The sequence below is a fragment of the Sphingomonas sp. M6A6_1c genome (assembly GCF_053345135.1).
In genome coordinates this window covers 44,962-62,202 of the sequence record NZ_JBKEZO010000004.1, presented here as the reverse complement: position 1 = coordinate 62,202, position 17,241 = coordinate 44,962, and the positions used below count along the sequence as shown (strand labels likewise).

The following is a 17,241-nucleotide window of genomic DNA, read 5'->3' as shown; positions in this document are numbered from 1 at the left end:
CCTCGCTTAGTCGGCGACGGTGCCGACGACCGCGCCGCCGGCGCCACCGACCGCCGCACCCTTTTCGACGCTGCCGCCGGTCGCGGCGGCGACGCCTGCGCCACCCGCGGCGCCGATGCCGGCACCCTTGAGCGTCGAACAGGCCGACAGGCTGATCGCGGAGCCGAGCAGGAGCGCGGAGACGGCGAGCGGCTTGATCTTCATCGTTGATTTCCCTTGCTGATTTGAAGCCGCATTAATGGTGCGGCGCAGCAGGATGTTCCGATCGGCAACATTTTGTCACAATCGAATGGCGGTTCAGGCCCAGCCGTCGAGCACCTGATCGGGCGGGCGATGGCCGTCCGCCCACATGCGGATGTTCTGGATGACGCGCTCGCCCGACGCCTGCCGCCCTTCGAGCGTCGCCGAGCCCATATGCGGGGTCATCACCACATTGGGCAGCGCGAGCAGCCGCGGATCGATGCGCGGCTCGTGCTCCCACACGTCGAGCCCGGCGCCGGCGAGGCGCCCCGCCTCCAGCGCGTCGACCAGCGCGCCCTCGTCGAGGATGCCGCCACGCGAGGTGTTGATGACGTAGACGTGGGGCCGCATCAGCCCAATGCGGCGGCGATCGATCAGGTCGCGGCTGTCGGCGTTGAGCGGCGTGTGGATGCTGACGATGTCGGCGAGCCCGAGCAGGGCGTCGAGATTGGCATGGAAGGTCGCGCCCAGCTCCGCCTCGACCACCGCGGGCAGGCGGCGGCGGTTGTGATAATGGATCGACAGGCCGAAGGCGCGCGCGCGCCGCGCGACCGCCTGGCCGATGCGCCCCATGCCGACGATGCCGAGCGTCTTACCGCCGATCCGGTGGCCGAGCATGCCGCCGGGGCTCCAGCCGTGCCATTCGCCCGCGCGCACCAGCTTCTCGCCCTCGGCGAGCCGCCGCGGCACCGAGACGATCAACGCCATCGCCATGTCGGCGGTATCCTCGGTCAGCACGCCGGGCGTGTTGGTCACGATGATGCCGCGCGCGCGCGCCGCCTTCAGCGCGATATGGTTCACGCCGGCGCCGTAATTGGCGATCAGCCGCAGCCGGTCGCCCGCGCCCGCGATCAGCGCGGCGTCGATCTCGTCGGTGACGGTGGGGACGAGCACGTCGCAATCCGCCATCGCGGCGGCGAGCTGGTCGCGCGTCATCGCCGCATCGCCGCGGTTGTTGGTCGTGTCGAACAGCGCCTCGAGCCGGTCCATCACCGTGTCGGCAAGCTCGCGGGTGACGATCACCCTGGGGGTCCTGCGGGGCTCTGGCATCGCGGCATCGGCTTGGCGGAGCGCGCCGGTCGCGTCAACGGATCGTTGCTCCTGCCCGCGTCCGCGCTAGAGAGGGGTTCCAGTTTGAGGAATGTTATGATGCGCCATTGGGCTTTAGCGGTCGCGGGACTGGCGATGCTGGCGGCCGACGGCGGTGCGCTGGCCGCCGAGGCGAAGAAGACGCTGCCCTATTATGCGTCGATCAACGCCGGTCGCGCGCGGATGCGTACCGGCCCGGACAAGACCTATCCGGCGAGCTGGCTGTACCAGCGCGCCGATTTGCCGGTGCGCGTCGTCGCGACGTTCAAGCAATGGCGCAAGGTCGAGGACCCCGACGGTACGCAGGGCTGGATGCTCGCCGCGCTGCTGAGCGAGCGACGGACGGCGATCGTCCGCGGCGCGCAACCGGTCGAGATGCACGAACGTGCGTCGACGGGCGCGAAGCTGCTGTGGCGCGCCGCCCCCGGCGTCGTCGGGCGGCTGAGCGCGTGCGGCGGTGGCTGGTGCCGGTTCGACGTGCGCGGGCAGGCGGGCTTCGTCGAGGTGGGGAGCCTGTGGGGCGTGGAGCCGGCGGAACGACTCCCCTGATCCGCCGGGCGCCCCCCTCCCACGCAGGGAGGGGAGGCGCGTCAGTGCATCAGTTCGACCGCCATCGCGGTGGCCTCGCCGCCGCCGATGCACAGCGACGCCATCCCGCGGCGCTGGCCGTTGGTCTGCAACGCCGACAGCAGGGTGGCCAAGATGCGTGCGCCGCTCGCGCCGATGGGATGGCCGAGCGCGCAGGCGCCGCCGTGGACGTTGAGGCGGGCGGGGTCGATGCCGAGATCGTGGATCGCGATCATCGACACCACCGCGAACGCCTCGTTGACCTCGAACAGGTCGATGTCGTCGCGGCTCCAGCCGGCACGCTCCATCGCCTTGCGCATCGCGAAGACCGGCGCGGTGGTGAATTTGGCGGGATCGTGCGCATGCGCGGCGTGCGCGACGACGCGGGCGATCGGGGTGAGGCCGAGCCGCTCGGCGACGCTGGCGCGGGTCATCACCAGGGCGGCGGCACCGTCGGAGATCGACGAGGCGTTGGCGGCGGTGATCGTGCCCTCGCGCGAGAAAGCGGGCTTGAGCGTCGGGATCTTGGCGACGTCGCCCTTTGCCGGCTGTTCGTCGAGCGCGACGGTGGTCGAACCCTTGCGACCCTTCACCTCGACCGGCACGATCTCGCGATCGAACGCGCCAGACCCTTGCGCCTTCTGCGCGCGGTGCAGCGATTCGATCGCATAATCGTCCATCGCCTTCCGGGTGAACTGATAATCGGCGGCGGTATCCTCGGCGAAATTGCCCATCAGCTTGCCGGGCTCATAGGCATCCTCGAGCCCGTCGAGATACATATGGTCGTAGAAGGTGTCGTGGCCGATACGCGCGCCGCCGCGATGCTTGCGCGAGAGATAGGGCGCGTTGGTCATGCTCTCCATCCCGCCGGCGACGAGCAGGTCGACCGATCCCGCGGCGAGCGCATCGGCGGCCATGATCGCGGCCTGCATGCCCGATCCGCACATCTTGTTGACCGTCGTCGCCTCGACATGCGTGCCGAGCCCGGCACCGATCGCCGCCTGCCGCGCGGGGGCCTGGCCGAGGCCGGCGGGAAGGACGCAGCCCATGTAGATACGCTCGATCGCGTCCGCCGAGGCGCCGGCACGATCGACCGCGGCCTTCACCGCGGCGGCGCCGAGTTCGGTCGCCGAGGCGCCGGCGAGCGCACCCTGGAACGAGCCCATCGGCGTGCGGGCGTAACTGACGATGACGACGGGATCGGTGGACATACGCTCTCCGGTGTTTCTAGTTGGAGGCGATCTAGGGTGCGGCAGGGGGCGGGGCAATGACGGGATACGGCGGGTCCAGCGTTGCTGCGGGTCGGCACAATGACGGCGGGACCGACGGCCCTGTCCATTCCTCCCCCGCCAGGGAGTGCCGGGTTGGATTGCCCCCGGCAATCCAAGCACATGCCGGGGGCATGTGCGACCCGGCGCTGTGGCGCGGCGTAGCCGTGACGGAGGGGGAGGAAAGGGCGGAAGTTTCGTTATCTGGGCTTCCACCCTTTCCTCCCCCTCCACCATTCGGCTTGCGCCGAACGGTCCCCCTCCCCCTGGCGGGGGAGGAATTGTGGAGGGGGATACATTTCCGCGCCCGCTCGCTCAGCCGTCATGGAAGAATTTATCGAGCCAATACGGTGGTTTGCGTCAATCAGCGGGATGATTGCGGCGACGATCGTAGCGTTGGACTGGGGGCGGCGCGACACGGGTTGGGCGATGGTGCTGTTCTGCCTGTCGGCGGTCGCCTGGCTGATCGGGGCGGCGCTGATGCGCGACTGGGCGCTGGGGTCGCAGAACGTCGTGCTGCTGCTGATCGATCTGCTCGGCGTCTATCGCTACCTCATCCGCGATCCCGATCCCGAGGAGGCATAACGTGAGCGCCGTCGGCTGGGCGGCGCTGCTCGGCGGGCTGGGCGCGATCTTCGGCAGTTTCATCGCGGCGCTGGTGATCCGCTGGCCGGCGGGGCGGTCGATCGCGCGCGGGCGGTCGGCGTGCGACGCCTGCGGGCGGACGCTGGGGCCGGCCGAGCTGGTGCCGATCGTCAGCTTCGTGGCGCAGCGCGGACGATGCCGGGGCTGCGGCGCGCGGATCGATCCCGCCCATCTGTGGATCGAGCTGGCGGCACTCGCGATCGGCGTGCTGGGGGGGGCGGTGGCGCCCGGTTGGGCCGGCGTGGCGGGGGCGGTGTTCGGCTGGCTGTTGCTGGCGCTGGCGGCGCTGGACATCGTCGCCTTCTGGCTGCCCGACCGGCTGACCGCGCTGCTCGCGCTGGCCGGACTGGCGAGCGGCGAGGCTGGGCTGATGCCGGACCTCGCGGATCGGCTGATCGGCGGGATCGCGGGCTATGCGGCGCTCGCCGGGATCGCGCTCGGCTACAAGACGTGGCGCGGGCGCGAGGGGATGGGCGGCGGCGATCCCAAGCTGATGGGTGCGATCGGCTTGTGGCTCGGCTGGCGAATGCTGCCCGCGGTGCTGGTGATCGCGAGCCTGATCGGGCTCGGCGTCGCGCTGGTCGCGCATCTCGGCGGGCGGCGGATGGCGCGCGACACCGCGCTGCCGTTCGGCGCGTTGCTCGGCGTGGCGGCTTACCCGGCGTGGCTGGCCATGGTAACGATCGCGCCATGATCGCGCTGTTCCTCGCCGTCGCTGCCCAAGCCGCCGCTCCCGTGCCCCCCGCCGCGCCGTCCGTGCTCGGCGCGATCGGCCAGCAGCGGCTGCCGGCCAAGGGCTGCGCCGCCTATCTGTGGAACCCCGCCGATCGCCAGTTGGTGGCGATGGCGGTCGCCGATCCCGCGACGCTGCGGCTGTCGATCGGCGACAAGACGATCGACCTCGCGCGCAGCGGCGGGGAGGGGCCGGGGCGGCTCGGCTTCGCGGATGCGGCCGATTATCGCGGCGGCGATCTCAGCGTGCGGCTGTCGATGGAGATCGTGCAGCAGGACGGGCTGACCGCGGGTGCGCGCGTGCCGAGCGGGTCGTTGCAGATCGAACGGCCGGGGCAGGACGCGATCGCGGTGCCCGTCGCCGGACTGATCGGCTGCCGCAGCTAAGGCGCAGCACCGGAAGCGTTGCAGATTCGCCACGCTCCCGAAATTCGTTTCGGCTGGCGAACCAATGTCATTTCGGACCGTTGTCGATGCTGCGGGGCGCGATCCCCGTGCTGCCTCGACGGATTTTCGATGACGCTACGTTTCGCTCTCGCCAGCCTCTCCGCCGCTGCGCTGCTCGCCGGCAATGCGCACGCCCAACAGGTCGATGTCGGCGCCTCCGCGCCGCCGCCCGATACTGCCGAGGCGGGGGTGGACAGCAGCCGCGGCGATACCCAGCACCGCCCGCGCACCGCGATCACCCGGACGCGCGACACCTCGCCCTCGGCGCTGATCGGCGACACGCAGAGTGCGCCGCCGGCCGGCCTGATCGGCGACTGGCAGGAGATCCGCACCCGGCTCGGCCAGCGCGGGATCGGCGTGACCGCGCGTTATGCATCGGAGAGCGGCTACAATGTCGCGGGCGGCGACCGGAAGCTGTTCCGCGAGACCGGGCAGTTCGACGCGGGCGTGCTGCTCGATCTCGATAAGCTCGCCGGGCTCAAGGGGGGCGCGTTCCAAGGGACGGTGACGTGGCGGCGCGGGCGCAATCTGACCGCGGATGCCGGCATCGATTCGCTGCAACAGGTGCAGGAGGTCTATGGCCGCGGCCAGACCGTGCGGGTGACGCAATTGTGGTACGAACAGCGGATCGGGCCGCGCGTCGAGATCAAGCTCGGCCGTACCAATCCGGGCGAGGATTTCGCCGTCTTCTCGTGCCATTTCATGAATTTGAGCTTCTGCGGCGCGCAGCCGGGCAATCTCGTCGGCGACTATTGGCAGAATTGGCCGGTCGGCCAATGGGGCGCGCGGGTGCGCGTCGACCTGCCGCGTGACCTCTATGTGCAGGGCGGCGTCTACGAGATCAATCCGCGCAATCTCGACAACGACTTCTTCCTCTGGCGCTTCCACGGCGCGACCGGCGCGCTGATCCCGGTCGAAATCGGCTGGACGCGCGGCGGCGACGACGGGCAGGTCGGTTCGTACAAGGTCGGCGCTTGGCTCGGCACCGCGCGCGGCGACGACGTCTTGCTCGACGTCAACCGCAATCCCAGCATCGTCACCGGCCTGTCGCCGCTCCAGCACACGAGTCGCTATGGCGTCTACGGGACGATGCAGCAGCAGCTCACCGGGACGTCGAAGGACGGCAAGGCGCTGACCGGCCTGTCGATGTTCGCCAATGTCACGCAGGCGGACCGGGCGACGTCGGTGACCGACAATCAGGTCTCGCTCGGGCTGTTCTACAAGGGACTGGTGCCCGCGGTGCCGGGCGACGTGCTCGGCGTCGGCGTCGCGCGCACCAACGTCAACGGCCGCGCCGCGACCGCCGACCGGCTGGTGCCGGGAACGCCGGTGCGCCACGCCGAATATGCCGCGGAGGTCTATTACAGCATCCACCCCGCCGACTGGCTCGAGCTGCGGCCGAACCTGCAATATATCCACCACCCCGGCGGGGTGCGCGAGGCGCATGACGTCGGCGTGCTGGGGATGAAGGCGGCGATCACGCTCTAAGAGTGGCTGATGCGCCCGGCGCGGGACGCGTTGGCGCTTGTCGTTCCCGCTCCGCCGCGGTACACCGCTGTTATACACGTTAAACAGAGGTATAGCATGCAAACCGCCAGCCAGGTGCTCGATCGCGTCCTCGTCCTCGAGATGGTGCGCGTCACCGAAGCGGCGGCGATCTCCGCCTCGACGCTGACCGGGCGTGGCGACGAGAAGGCGGCGGATGCCGCCGCTGTCGAGGCGATGCGCGCCGCGCTCAACGAACTCGACATCGACGGCACCGTGGTGATCGGCGAGGGCGAGCGCGACGAGGCGCCGATGCTGTTCATCGGCGAGAAGGTCGGCACCGGCAACGGCCCGGCGATCGACATCGCGCTCGATCCGCTCGAAGGCACGACGATCTGCGCCAAGGCGGGGCCGAACAGCCTCGCGGTGCTGGCGATCGCCGAGAAGGGCGGGCTGCTCAATGCCCCCGACGTCTATATGGACAAGATCGCGGTCGGCCCGAACCTGCCCGCGGGGATCATCGACCTCGACAAGACGCCGACCGAGAACGTTACCGCGATCGCCGCCGCCAAGGGCGTCGCGCCGAGCGAGATCATTGCCTGCGTGCTCGACCGGCCCCGCCACGAGGCGCTGATCGCCGAGCTGCGCGGCATCGGCTGCGGCGTGATGCTGATCGGCGACGGCGACGTCGCGGGCGTGATTGCGACGGCCGATCCCGATACGACGATCGACGTCTATATGGGCTCGGGCGGCGCACCCGAGGGCGTGCTGGCGTGCGCAGCGCTGCGCTGCGTCGGCGGCCAGTTCAAGGGCCGGTTGCTGTTCCGCAACGACGACGAGCGCGCGCGGGCCCGCAAATGGGGCATCGCCGACCTCGACAAGCAATATGACCTCGAAGAGCTGGCCAAGGGCGATTGCATCTTCGCGGCGACCGGCGTCACCGACGGTTCGCTGCTCGCGGGCGTGCGCCGGCTCAAGGGCAAGATGACCACCGAGAGCGTGGTGATGCGCGCCTCGACCGGCACGGTGCGCTGGGTGAAGGGCGAGCATCGCACCGATTGAGCTGGGGCGGGCGACCGGTTGGTTGGCACGTTTACCCTTCCTATCGTCATCCCGGCGTTCGCCGGGATGACGATATTGGGTGAGTGCACGATACGATCATCCATGGACTTCGCGCCGTATCCGCGCTGAGTGGCCGCAATGCTCGTCGCCATCCTCCTCGTCCTGACCATCGGCTATCAGCTCGTCCTGCTGCGTCGCGGGCGGATGTTCGCCTGGGGCCGCATCGCGTTCGGCGCGCGGCATCTGCGCTGGGCGGCGACGCTGTGGCTCGGTTATGGCGTCACCGCGCTGATCGGCTTGCTCGCCGTGCAGCGGCTCGCCGGCATCGGGACGCTTCCCGACGAATTCCGGGCCCTGGCGAGCGTCGCGGGGGTGCCGCCCGGCACGATCGACGCGCAGACCGTCGCGATCGGGCTCGGCGCGGGGAGCCTGCTCGGGCTGATCCTCACCTGGTGGCGGGCGCGGCGCGGGCGGGCGCCGTGGACCGCGGGCGACGCCCGATCGGTGATGCCGACCAGCGACGCAGATCTCTGGCCCGCCGCGGTGCTGGCGCTATCGGCGGGAACCGCGGAGGAGCTGTTCTACCGCCTCTGGCTGCCGCTGATCGTCGCGATGGCGACCGGGTCCGGTCTTGCCGGGATGATCGTCGCCACCACCGCCTTCGCCGCGATGCACCGCTATCAGGGCTGGGTCGGCATGGCCGCGACCTTCGTCGGCGGCGGGCTGCTCGGCGCGCTCTATATGGGGACCGGCGCCTTGTGGGTGCCGATGGGCGTGCACGCGCTCGTCGATCTCAACGCGCTGGTGCTGCGCCCGGCCCTGTCGGCGCGGGTGCGGCGACGGCTCAGCTCTTCAGCCGCCAGCCGCTCTTGAAGATCCAGCCGATGATCGCGAGGCAGACGACGAGGAAGCCGAGCGTCACGCCGAGGCTGGCGACGATATCGATGTCGCCCTTGCCGAAGAAGCTCCAGCGGAAGCCGCTGACGAGATAGACGACCGGGTTGAACAGGCTGACCGTCCGCCACGGCTGCGGCAGCATGTCGATCGAATAGAAGCTGCCGCCGAGGAAGGTCAGCGGCGTGATCAGCAGCATCGGCACGAAGTTGAGCTGTTCGAAGCTCTTCGCCCAGACGCCGAGGATGAAGCCGAACAGGCTGAACGCGATCGCGGTGAGCAGCAGGAAGGCGACCATCGCACCGGGATGCAGCACGCGGATCGGCACGAAGAACGCCGAGGTGGCGAGGATGATGATGCCGAGCACCACCGACTTGGTCGCCGCCGCGCCGACATAGCCGAGCACCATCTCCATCGCCGAAACCGGCGCGGAGAGCAGTTCGAAGATCGTGCCGGTGAATTTGGGGAAATAGATGCCGATCGAGGCATTGCCGACGCTCTGCGTCAGCAGCGACAGCATGATGAGTCCCGGCACGATGAAACTGCCATAGCCGACGCCGTCGACGCTCTGCATGCGGCTGCCGATCGCGCCGCCGAAGACGATGAAATAGAGGCTGGTGGTGAGCACCGGCCCGACGAGGCTCTGCCACAAGGTGCGCAGCGAGCGCGCCATTTCGAAGCGATAGATCGCCCAGACGCCGTGGAGGTTCATGCGCGTTGTCCCACCAGATCGACGAAGATGTCCTCGAGGCTGGATTTTGAGGTCTCCAGGTCCTTGAAGCCGATATGCCGCTCGGCGAGTTCGCGCAGCAGCGAGGGGATGCCGGTATGTTCCTCGGTCGCGTCGAAGACGTAGCGCAGTACCTTGCCGTCGTTCTGCAAACTGAGCTGCCAGCGTTCGAGGCCCGCGGGAACGGTGTCGAGCGGCTCGACCAGGGTCAGGTCGAGCTCGCGCTTGCCGAGCTTGTGCATGAGTGCGGCCTTCTCCTCGACGAGCAGCAGCCGGCCCTTGTCGATCACGCCGACGCGGTCGGCCATCTCCTCGGCCTCCTCGATATAATGGGTGGTGAGGATGATCGTCGTGCCGCGTTCGCGCAGACCATGGACCAGCTTCCACATATCGCGCCGCAGCGCGACGTCGACGCCGGCGGTGGGCTCGTCGAGGAACAGGATCTCGGGTTCGTGCGCCAACGCCTTGGCGATGAGCACGCGACGCTTCATCCCGCCCGAAAGCTCCATGATCTTGGCGTCGCGCTTGTCCCACAGCGACAGGTCGCGCAACACCTGTTCGATATAGGCGCTGTGGCCCGAGCGGCCGAACAGCCGGCGCGAGAAGGTGACGGTGGCGAGCACCGTCTCGAACATGTCGACCGACAGTTCCTGCGGCACGAGGCCGATGCGGCGCCGGGCGGCCTTATAGTCGGTGATCGCATCGTGGCCGGCGACCTGGATCGTCCCGGTCGAGGGCGTGACGATGCCGCAGACGATGCTGATCAGCGTCGTCTTGCCGGCGCCGTTGGGACCGAGCAGCGCGAAGATCTCGCCCTTGTTGATCGTCAGATCGACATTGTGAAGCGCGGTGAAGCCGCCCTTGTACGTCTTGGAGACGCCGGCGATGGCGAGAATCGGTTCTGGCATTGAGGTCCCCCGGAGTGGGCCGGAGATAGGACGGGGGGTGTCGGTTGGTAAGGGGCTGATGTCTTTGGGGTTACCGTTCGTTTTCGTCATCCGGCGGATGCCGGGATGACGAAGGGGGAGGATGTTGCTCCAACACCTCGTCATCCCGGCGAAAGCCGGGACCCATGGTGGTGGTCGGCTGCCGTAGCGCGCCGACGCCGATGGCGCCGTGTCCATGGGTCCCGGCTTTCGCCGGGATGACAATGAGGGCTGGATAGCGCCGGTCTATTTCCCCCGCGCGGCGGCGATCGCCTTTTCCAGTTCCTCGACCGGCAGCGCGCCGGACAGCACGCGATTGCCGACGACCCAGCTCGGCGTGCCGTTCATGTCGAGCTTGGCGGCAGTCGCCATGTTCTTGGCGATTTCGGTATCGATCGTGCCGGTGTCGAGCGCCGCCAGCGTCACCCCTGCCTTCGCAGCGGCACCCTTGATCGACGCGTCGCTGACCGGCCCGCCCGCGTAGAGCGCGTCGTGGAAGCCGAGGAACTTGCCCTGCTGCGCCGCCGCGAGGCTGGCGCGTGCCGCGACGCGGCTTTCGTCGGAGAGGATCGGCAGGTCGCGATAGACGATGCGCAGGTTCGGATCACGCTTGAGCAGATCGGCGATCATCGGCAACGACGCGCGACAATAGCCGCAATTGTAATCGAAATATTCGACGAGGGTGACGTCGCCCTTGGGATTGCCGGCCCAGGCGCTGCCGAACGGCGTCAGGATCGCGTCGCGGTTGGCGGCGACCGTCTCGCCCGACTGGCGCTCCTGCAAGACCTGCATCGCCTGCGGGATGATCTCGGGATGGGCGAGGACGTAATCGTGGACGACGCGCTCGATCCGCGCCTGGTCGGCGCCCCCCGGTGACGTGAAACGCTCGGAACTCCATACGGCGCCGGCGCCGATCAGGCCGCCGAGCAATGCCGTCAGCGGCAGGGTATAACGGCTCATCGTTTCTTATATTTCTTCGGATTGTCGTCCATGTCGTTCTGCGCGGCCATCGCAATGTCTTGCGCGCGGATCCAATCGGACGTGTTGGCGGGAAGGTTGGCGAGCGCGTAGCGCGCGCTCTGCGCGGCAGTGCGGTGATCGCCCTCCATGCTGGCGCGTTCGGCGGTGGCGAGCGCGGCACGCGGCGTGTCGCCGGTCAGTTCATAAGCGGTGCCGAGCTGATACCAGGCGAAGGGATTTTCGTCGTCGCGTCCGACCGCGACGCGCAGCACCTTGATCGCCTCGGGGTAATTGGCCTTGTTCTCGGTCGCGATCAGCGCGTGGCCGAAGGTGGTGGCGATCAGCGGATTGTTGCGCGACCCGTCGGTGGCGGCGCGCAGCGGTGCGATCGCATCGACGGGGCGACCGGCCTCGAGCAGGATCTGGCCGCGGATCTCCTGGAAATAGGGATCGTCGGGCCTGGCCTTGATCAGCGCGACCGATTCGGCGTCCGCCTTGTCGGGATAGCCGGCCTTATGCCACGCATAGGCACGCGCGTAATGCGCGTAGATGCTGCCGTCGCTCTCCGGAAAATCCTTCAGCGTGCGGTCGGGCGTCATCACATAGCCCTCCAGCTTCGCCTTCACGCGGCGGAAGCGTTCCTCCAGCGCCGGGTCGGACGGTTTGCTCCACGCCGGCGAATTCTGCAGCACCGCGGTGAGATTGGCGATCCGCTCGCCCGACAGCGGGTGGGTCTGCATGAACGGATCGATATTCTCGACGCCGTAACGATATTCCTGCTGCTGCAACGTCTTGAAGAAGCTGAGCATGCCCTTGCCGGTGATCCCGGCGGTGGTGAGGAAGCGCGCGCCGGCGGCGTCGGCGGAGGATTCCTGCGTGCGGCTGAACGAGAGATATTTGGCCATGCCGGCGGACTGGCCGAGCGCCATGATCCCCGCGCCCGCCTCGCCCGCGCCGGCCGCGACCGCGGCGAGTCCGAGCACCATCGACAGCAGCGTGATGTGCATCGCCGGCTTCATGCCGTTGTCGGCGAGGACGACATGGCCGTCGGCGATATGGCCCAGTTCGTGCGCGATCACGCCCTGCACCTGGTTGGCGTTGACCGCCGCCTGCAGCAGGCCGGAGTGGACGTAGACGGTCTGGCCGCCGGCGACGAAGGCGTTGATCGAGTCGTCGTTGATCAGCACGACCTTGACGTCGCGCGGCGACAGGCCGGCGGCCTTGACCAGCGGCACCGACATATCGCTGAACATCGCCTCGGTCTCGGCATCGCGGAGGATCGACTGCGCCTGCGCGGGGGCGGCGGAGATCAGCGCGGCGGCGGCGGCGGCGAGGGCGAGACGTTTCATGCTGGGGATTGTCCGGGCGGTCACGGGCGCGAGTATAGGCGGGGCGAGGGGCGGGGTCACGGCGAAAGCGGTGGGGGCGTGGGGCTGAACGGGGGATGAGTGGGAGGACATTCCTCCCCCTCCACCATTCGGCTGACGCCGAACGGTCCCCCTCCCCCTGGCGGGGGAGGAATTGAGGAACCCAATCTTGTTCGTCATCCCGGCGAAGGCCGGGACCCATGATGGCGAGCCGCCGGCGTGTCGCGCTACCGTGCATGGCGCCGCGCCCATGGGTCCCGGCTTGCGCCGGGATGACGAATGGGAGCGGGTGGAGTGAGGGTGGCAACCGGGCGCGAACCTGCTACACGCCGGCGCCTGAACCATGGCGTCCGAAGCTTCCCGCACCTCCCGATTCACCGCTTTTCGCGATCAAGGCGGACTGCGCGGCGTCGTGCGTCGCGTCTGGCGGCGCTGGTGGGTCAAGGGGCTGGCGATCCTCGCGCTGCTCGCGGCGATCGGCTATGGCGTCCTGTGGGTGACGATCCTGCGCGACCTGCCCTCGGTCGACCAGCTGCGCACCTACGAACCGCCGCTGCCCACCAACGTCCGCGGTATCGACGGTACGCCGATCCAGTCCTACGCCCGCGAACGCCGCGTCGAACTGAGCTTCGGCGAATATCCGCCGCTGCTCGTCCGCGCCTTCCTCGCCGCCGAGGACAAGACCTTCTTCGAGCATCACGGTGTCGACTATCCGGGCCTCGGCGGCGCGGTGATCGATTACGCGCGCAAGTTCGGCACCGGCCGGCGCGCCAAGGGCGGTTCGACCATCACCCAGCAGGTCGCCAAGAACCTGCTGATCGGCAACGCCTATTCGCCGACGCGCAAGCTCAAGGAGGCGATCCTCGCCTATAAGATCGAGGATACGCTGACCAAGCCGCAGATCCTCGAACTGTATCTCAACCAGATCGCGCTGGGCCGGAACGCCTTCGGCGTCGAGGCGGCGAGCCACGCCTATTTCGACAAGGAACTCGACGAACTCGACCTCGCGCAGCTCGCCTATCTGGCGATCCTGCCCAAGGGGCCGTCGAACTACGATCCCGTCCGCCACGCCGATCGCGCGATGACGCGGCGCAATTACGTGCTCGGCGAGATGCTGCGCAACGGCTTCATCACCCAGGCGCAGCACGATCAGGCGGCCGCCGAACCGCTCGGCACGATCCTGCGCCGCACCCCCAAATTCGAGCGCGTCGGCGGCTATTTCGTCGAGGAAGTGCGCCGCCAGCTCATCGGCAAGTTCGGCGAGACCGCGCGCGACGGTCCTTATGGCGTCTATCAGGGTGGGCTGTGGGTGCGTACCTCGCTCGACACGCGGTTGCAGGATCTCGCCGCGGAGGCGCTGCGCGACGGCCTGCTGCGCTACGATCGTGGCCGCGGCTGGGCCGGGCCGATCGCGCACAAGGACGTCGACGGCGACACCTGGCTGCAAACCCTGCTCAACACCAATATCGGGCTCGATTACAGCGACTGGCGCGCGGGTATCGTGATCGCCCGCGACGGCGAGGCATGGCAGATCGGTTTCGCCGATGGCCAGACCGGTCGCCTGCCGCGCTCGGGCGCGCAGATGCCGGTACGCGGCAAGGGCGGCACGAGCTTCGGCGCGATCGAGCCGGGCGACATCATCGCGGTGGCGCCGGCGGGCAGTGAATACAGCCTGCGCTCGGTCCCCAAGGTGTCGGGCGGCTTCGTCGTCGAGGAACCGGCGACCGGCCGCGTGCTGGCGATGCAGGGCGGCTTCGACAGCCGGTTGCAGGCGTTCAATCGCGCGACGCAGGCGCTGCGCCAGCCCGGCTCGACGATCAAGCCGATCGTCTATTCCGCCGCGCTGGAGAATGGCATGACGCCCGCGTCGATCATCATCGACGGGCCGTTCTGCGTCTATCAGGGCGCGCGGCTCGGGCAGAAATGCTTCCGCAACTTCGGCAATATGCGCGCCGCCGGGCCGCATACGATGCGCTGGGGCATCGAACAGTCGCGCAACCTGATGACCGTGCGCGCCGCCGCGACCACCGGCATGCCGAAGGTGGTCGACGTGATGAAGCGGATGGGGGTGGGCGATTACCAGCCCTATCTGGCCAATGCGCTCGGCGCGGGCGTCACCACGGTCAGCCGTATGGTCAACGCTTATGCGACGCTCGCCAACAACGGCCGTGCGCACAGCCAGACGCTGATCGACTTCGTGCAGGACCGCCACGGCAAGGTCATCCTGCCAGAGAATTGGCGCGCCTGCGACGGCTGCAACGCGCGCGACTGGGACGGCAAGGCGATGCCGCGCCCCGGTGACCGCGCGCGGCAGGTGATCGATGCGATGACCGCCTATCAGATGGTCCATATCACCGAAGGCGTGATCCAGCGCGGCACCGCGGTGGTGCTGCGCGATCTCGACCGGCCGATGTTCGGCAAGACCGGAACGACGACCGGCCCGACCGACGTCTGGTTCGTCGGCGGTACGCCGCAGTTCATCGGCGGGCTGTACGTCGGCTACGACACGCCGACCAATCTCGGCGGCTATGCGCAGGGCGGCACGTTCGCCGCGCCGATCTTCAAGGAATTCGCGGTCAAGGCCTACGAGGGGCTCGAGAAGATCCCGTTCCGCGCGCCTGCCGGCATCCGCATGGTCCGCATCGACCGCGCGAGCGGGCGACCGGTCTACGGCACCTTCCCGACCGATGCCGATCCCAAAGCGGCGGTGATCTGGGAGGCGTTCAAGCCGCAGAGCGAGCCGCGCCGCGCGATCCATCGCGGACCCGCCCCGGCCGCCGCGGCGGCGACCAACGCCCCCGCGCGCGCCGCCAATACGCCGCGCGACAGCGATTTCTTGCAAAGACAAGGCGGAATCTACTAGCGCCTGCTCCTACATAGGCGCTTCCTTCGCCATTCAGCTTACCCGGAGAGTTCCCATGCGCGCCGAAGCGCAGTCCCACGTCGACAGCATCAAAGAGGCACTGGCGCTGCTGCGCCGGTTCCTCGATTGGGACCGTGCGCTCCGCCGTCTCGACGAGCTCAACGCGCGCGTCGAGGACCAGGCGCTGTGGAACGACCCCAAGGCGGCACAGGAGGTGATGCGGGAGCGCCGCCGCCTCGACGAGGCGATCACCGCGACGCGCGCGATCCAGTCGGAACTCGACGACACCGTCGAGCTGATCGAGATGGCCGAGGCCGAGGGCGACACCGCGATGGAGGCGGAGGGCGTCGAGGCGCTCGCCGCGCTGGCGGAACGCGCCGACCACGACAAGATCCAGGCGCTGCTCGCCGGCGAGGCGGACGCCAACGACACCTATGTCGAGATCAACTCGGGCGCCGGCGGCACCGAGAGCCAGGATTGGGCGGGCATGCTGCTGCGCATGTATACGCGCTGGGCGGAACGCCGCGGCATGAAGGTCGAGGTGATCGACTATCACGCCGGCGAACAGGCGGGGATCAAGTCGGCGACGCTGCTGGTCAAGGGCGAGAACGCTTATGGCTATGCCAAGACCGAAAGCGGGGTGCACCGGCTGGTCCGGATCAGCCCGTACGACAGCGCGGCGCGGCGCCACACGAGCTTTTCGAGCGTCTGGGTCTATCCGGTCATCGATGACGACATCCAGGTCGAATATAACGAAAGCGACCTGCGCATCGACACCTATCGTGCGAGCGGAGCGGGCGGCCAGCACATCAACACGACCGATTCGGCGGTGCGCATCACGCACATCCCGACCGGTATCGTCGTGCAGTGCCAGAACCAGCGATCGCAGCACAAGAACAAGGCGGAGGCGTACAACCAGCTGCGCGCCCGCCTGTACGAGCGCGAACTCGCGATCCGCGAACAGGCGGCCAATGCCGAGAATGCGACCAAGACCGATATCGGCTGGGGGCATCAGATCCGCAGCTACGTGCTCCAGCCGTATCAGCTGGTGAAGGACCTGCGCACCGGCACGACCTCGACCGCGCCGAGCGACGTGCTCGACGGCGCGCTCGACCCGTTCATGGCGGCGGCGCTGTCGCAGCGCGTGACCGGCGAAAAGGTCGAGGTGGAGGACGTGGATTGAGCCTGCGCCGGACCCTGATCGTCGCGTCCGTGCTGGCGCTGGCTGCGTGCGACGGGTCCAAACCGCTGATCAAGCGCGACGAACAGCCGATGCTCTTCCCCGTGGCGGATCGCCCGGTGGCGCATATCGTGTCGGCGCGCTGGTCGAACGAGGAGGCGCGCGACCGGCTCAACGAGGCGAGCGAGGTGATGAACAAGGCGGGCATCGCCAAGGGCATGACCGTCGCCGACATCGGCGCGGGCGAGGGCTATTACACGATCCGGCTGGCGAGCCGGGTCGGCAAGGCGGGGCGCGTGCTGGCGGAGGACATCGTCGCCAGCGTGCGCGACACGCTCGCCGAGCGCGTTGCGCGCGAGGATCTGGAGAACGTCTCGGTCCGCCTGGGGGCGCCCGCCGATCCCAAGCTGCCCGATGCGAGCTTCGACCGCGTGCTGATGGTCCACATGTATCACGAGATCGAGCAGCCCTATGAGTTCCTGTGGCGGCTGCGGCCGGCGCTGAAGCCCGACGGGCTGGTCGTCGTGGTCGACGCCAATCGCCAGACGCAGAACCACGGCACCCCGCCCGCGCTGCTGCGCTGCGAGTTCGATGCGGTGGGCTATCGGCAGGTATCGATGACCGAGATGCCGTCCGCCGGCGGCTATCTGGCGACCTTCCGCGCGGTCGGCCCGCGGCCCGAGCCGGAAGCGATCAAGCCCTGCGTCCTCCGCTAGCGCGGGGATCGACATTCAGGCAAATTCCTCCCCCGCCAGGGGGAGGTGGCGCGGCGAAGCCGTGACGGAG

Annotated in this window: 17 protein-coding genes; 10 read left to right on the top strand and 7 right to left on the bottom strand. The window is 68.7% G+C overall.

Going from position 1 to position 17,241, the window contains the following annotated elements:
• Positions 1-6: 6 nt before the first annotated feature.
• Entirely contained in the window at positions 7-204 is a 198-nt protein-coding gene (locus ACLBWH_RS08825) for a hypothetical protein (protein ID WP_038661201.1), read from the bottom strand.
• 93 nt (positions 205-297) lie between these two features.
• Positions 298-1,290 (bottom strand): 2-hydroxyacid dehydrogenase, encoded by a 993-nt coding sequence (locus ACLBWH_RS08820; RefSeq protein ID WP_447798285.1) that lies wholly within the window; start codon positions 1,288-1,290, stop codon positions 298-300.
• 99 nt (positions 1,291-1,389) lie between these two features.
• Between ACLBWH_RS08820 and ACLBWH_RS08815 the strand changes: the two genes are divergently transcribed.
• Positions 1,390-1,878: an SH3 domain-containing protein gene (locus tag ACLBWH_RS08815; RefSeq protein ID WP_447798806.1), complete on the top strand. Its 489-nt coding sequence runs from the start codon at positions 1,390-1,392 to the stop codon at positions 1,876-1,878.
• Positions 1,879-1,919: 41 nt separating this feature from the next.
• Here the strand turns inward: ACLBWH_RS08815 and ACLBWH_RS08810 are convergent, their stop codons facing one another.
• A complete protein-coding gene (locus tag ACLBWH_RS08810) occupies positions 1,920-3,107 on the bottom strand; it encodes an acetyl-CoA C-acyltransferase (protein WP_447798283.1) in 1,188 nt (395 codons plus the stop codon).
• 429 nt (positions 3,108-3,536) lie between these two features.
• Here ACLBWH_RS08810 and ACLBWH_RS08805 point away from each other — a divergent pair, with 429 nt between their 5' ends.
• The 6 genes from ACLBWH_RS08805 to ACLBWH_RS08780 all read left to right on the top strand — a co-directional run bounded on the left by ACLBWH_RS08805 (position 3,537) and on the right by ACLBWH_RS08780 (position 8,408).
• Entirely contained in the window at positions 3,537-3,749 is a 213-nt protein-coding gene (locus ACLBWH_RS08805; protein WP_447798281.1) for a hypothetical protein, read from the top strand.
• A gap of 1 nt (position 3,750) precedes the next feature.
• Positions 3,751-4,503 carry a prepilin peptidase gene (locus tag ACLBWH_RS08800; RefSeq protein WP_447798279.1) on the top strand — a complete coding sequence of 251 codons (753 nt, stop codon included), beginning with the start codon at positions 3,751-3,753 and terminating at the stop codon, positions 4,501-4,503.
• On the top strand, positions 4,500-4,928 hold the full coding sequence (locus ACLBWH_RS08795; RefSeq protein WP_447798277.1) for a hypothetical protein: 429 nt from the start codon (positions 4,500-4,502) through the stop codon (positions 4,926-4,928). Before ACLBWH_RS08800 ends, ACLBWH_RS08795 begins: the two co-directional genes overlap by 4 nt.
• 129 nt (positions 4,929-5,057) lie before the next feature.
• Positions 5,058-6,476: a carbohydrate porin gene (locus tag ACLBWH_RS08790; RefSeq protein ID WP_447798275.1), complete on the top strand. Its 1,419-nt coding sequence runs from the start codon at positions 5,058-5,060 to the stop codon at positions 6,474-6,476.
• A gap of 96 nt (positions 6,477-6,572) precedes the next feature.
• Positions 6,573-7,535: a class II fructose-bisphosphatase gene (glpX, locus tag ACLBWH_RS08785; protein ID WP_322850894.1), complete on the top strand. Its 963-nt coding sequence runs from the start codon at positions 6,573-6,575 to the stop codon at positions 7,533-7,535.
• A gap of 138 nt (positions 7,536-7,673) precedes the next feature.
• Positions 7,674-8,408 carry a CPBP family intramembrane glutamic endopeptidase gene (locus ACLBWH_RS08780; protein ID WP_447798804.1) on the top strand — a complete coding sequence of 245 codons (735 nt, stop codon included), beginning with the start codon at positions 7,674-7,676 and terminating at the stop codon, positions 8,406-8,408.
• On the opposite strand, the gene ACLBWH_RS08775 is transcribed toward ACLBWH_RS08780, so the two are convergent.
• The 4 genes from ACLBWH_RS08775 to ACLBWH_RS08760 all read right to left on the bottom strand — a co-directional run bounded on the left by ACLBWH_RS08775 (position 8,380) and on the right by ACLBWH_RS08760 (position 12,394).
• Positions 8,380-9,141, bottom strand: coding sequence for an ABC transporter permease (locus ACLBWH_RS08775; protein WP_447798273.1), 762 nt, complete (start codon positions 9,139-9,141; stop codon positions 8,380-8,382). The two genes, ACLBWH_RS08780 and ACLBWH_RS08775, sit on opposite strands and share 29 nt — an antisense overlap.
• Positions 9,138-10,067: an ABC transporter ATP-binding protein gene (locus ACLBWH_RS08770; RefSeq protein WP_447798271.1), complete on the bottom strand. Its 930-nt coding sequence runs from the start codon at positions 10,065-10,067 to the stop codon at positions 9,138-9,140. Before ACLBWH_RS08770 ends, ACLBWH_RS08775 begins: the two co-directional genes overlap by 4 nt.
• Positions 10,068-10,331: 264 nt before the next feature.
• Complete coding sequence (locus ACLBWH_RS08765) at positions 10,332-11,045, bottom strand: DsbA family protein (protein ID WP_447798269.1); 714 nt, start codon at positions 11,043-11,045, stop codon at positions 10,332-10,334.
• Complete coding sequence (locus ACLBWH_RS08760; protein ID WP_447798267.1) at positions 11,042-12,394, bottom strand: M48 family metalloprotease; 1,353 nt, start codon at positions 12,392-12,394, stop codon at positions 11,042-11,044. Before ACLBWH_RS08760 ends, ACLBWH_RS08765 begins: the two co-directional genes overlap by 4 nt.
• Before the next feature lie 361 nt (positions 12,395-12,755).
• Between ACLBWH_RS08760 and ACLBWH_RS08755 the strand changes: the two genes are divergently transcribed.
• The 3 genes from ACLBWH_RS08755 to ACLBWH_RS08745 are packed head-to-tail and all read left to right on the top strand — an operon-like array spanning position 12,756 to position 17,171.
• The gene (locus ACLBWH_RS08755; RefSeq protein WP_447798266.1) at positions 12,756-15,275 is read left to right on the top strand and encodes a penicillin-binding protein 1A; all 2,520 of its coding nucleotides are present in this window, start codon (positions 12,756-12,758) and stop codon (positions 15,273-15,275) included.
• Positions 15,276-15,330: 55 nt separating this feature from the next.
• A complete protein-coding gene (gene prfB / locus ACLBWH_RS08750) occupies positions 15,331-16,458 on the top strand; it encodes a peptide chain release factor 2 (protein WP_322850888.1) in 1,128 nt (375 codons plus the stop codon).
• Positions 16,455-17,171, top strand: a complete 717-nt coding sequence (locus ACLBWH_RS08745; protein ID WP_447798264.1) for a class I SAM-dependent methyltransferase — start codon at positions 16,455-16,457, stop codon at positions 17,169-17,171. Before prfB ends, ACLBWH_RS08745 begins: the two co-directional genes overlap by 4 nt.
• The last annotated feature ends 70 nt before the right edge of the window (positions 17,172-17,241 follow it).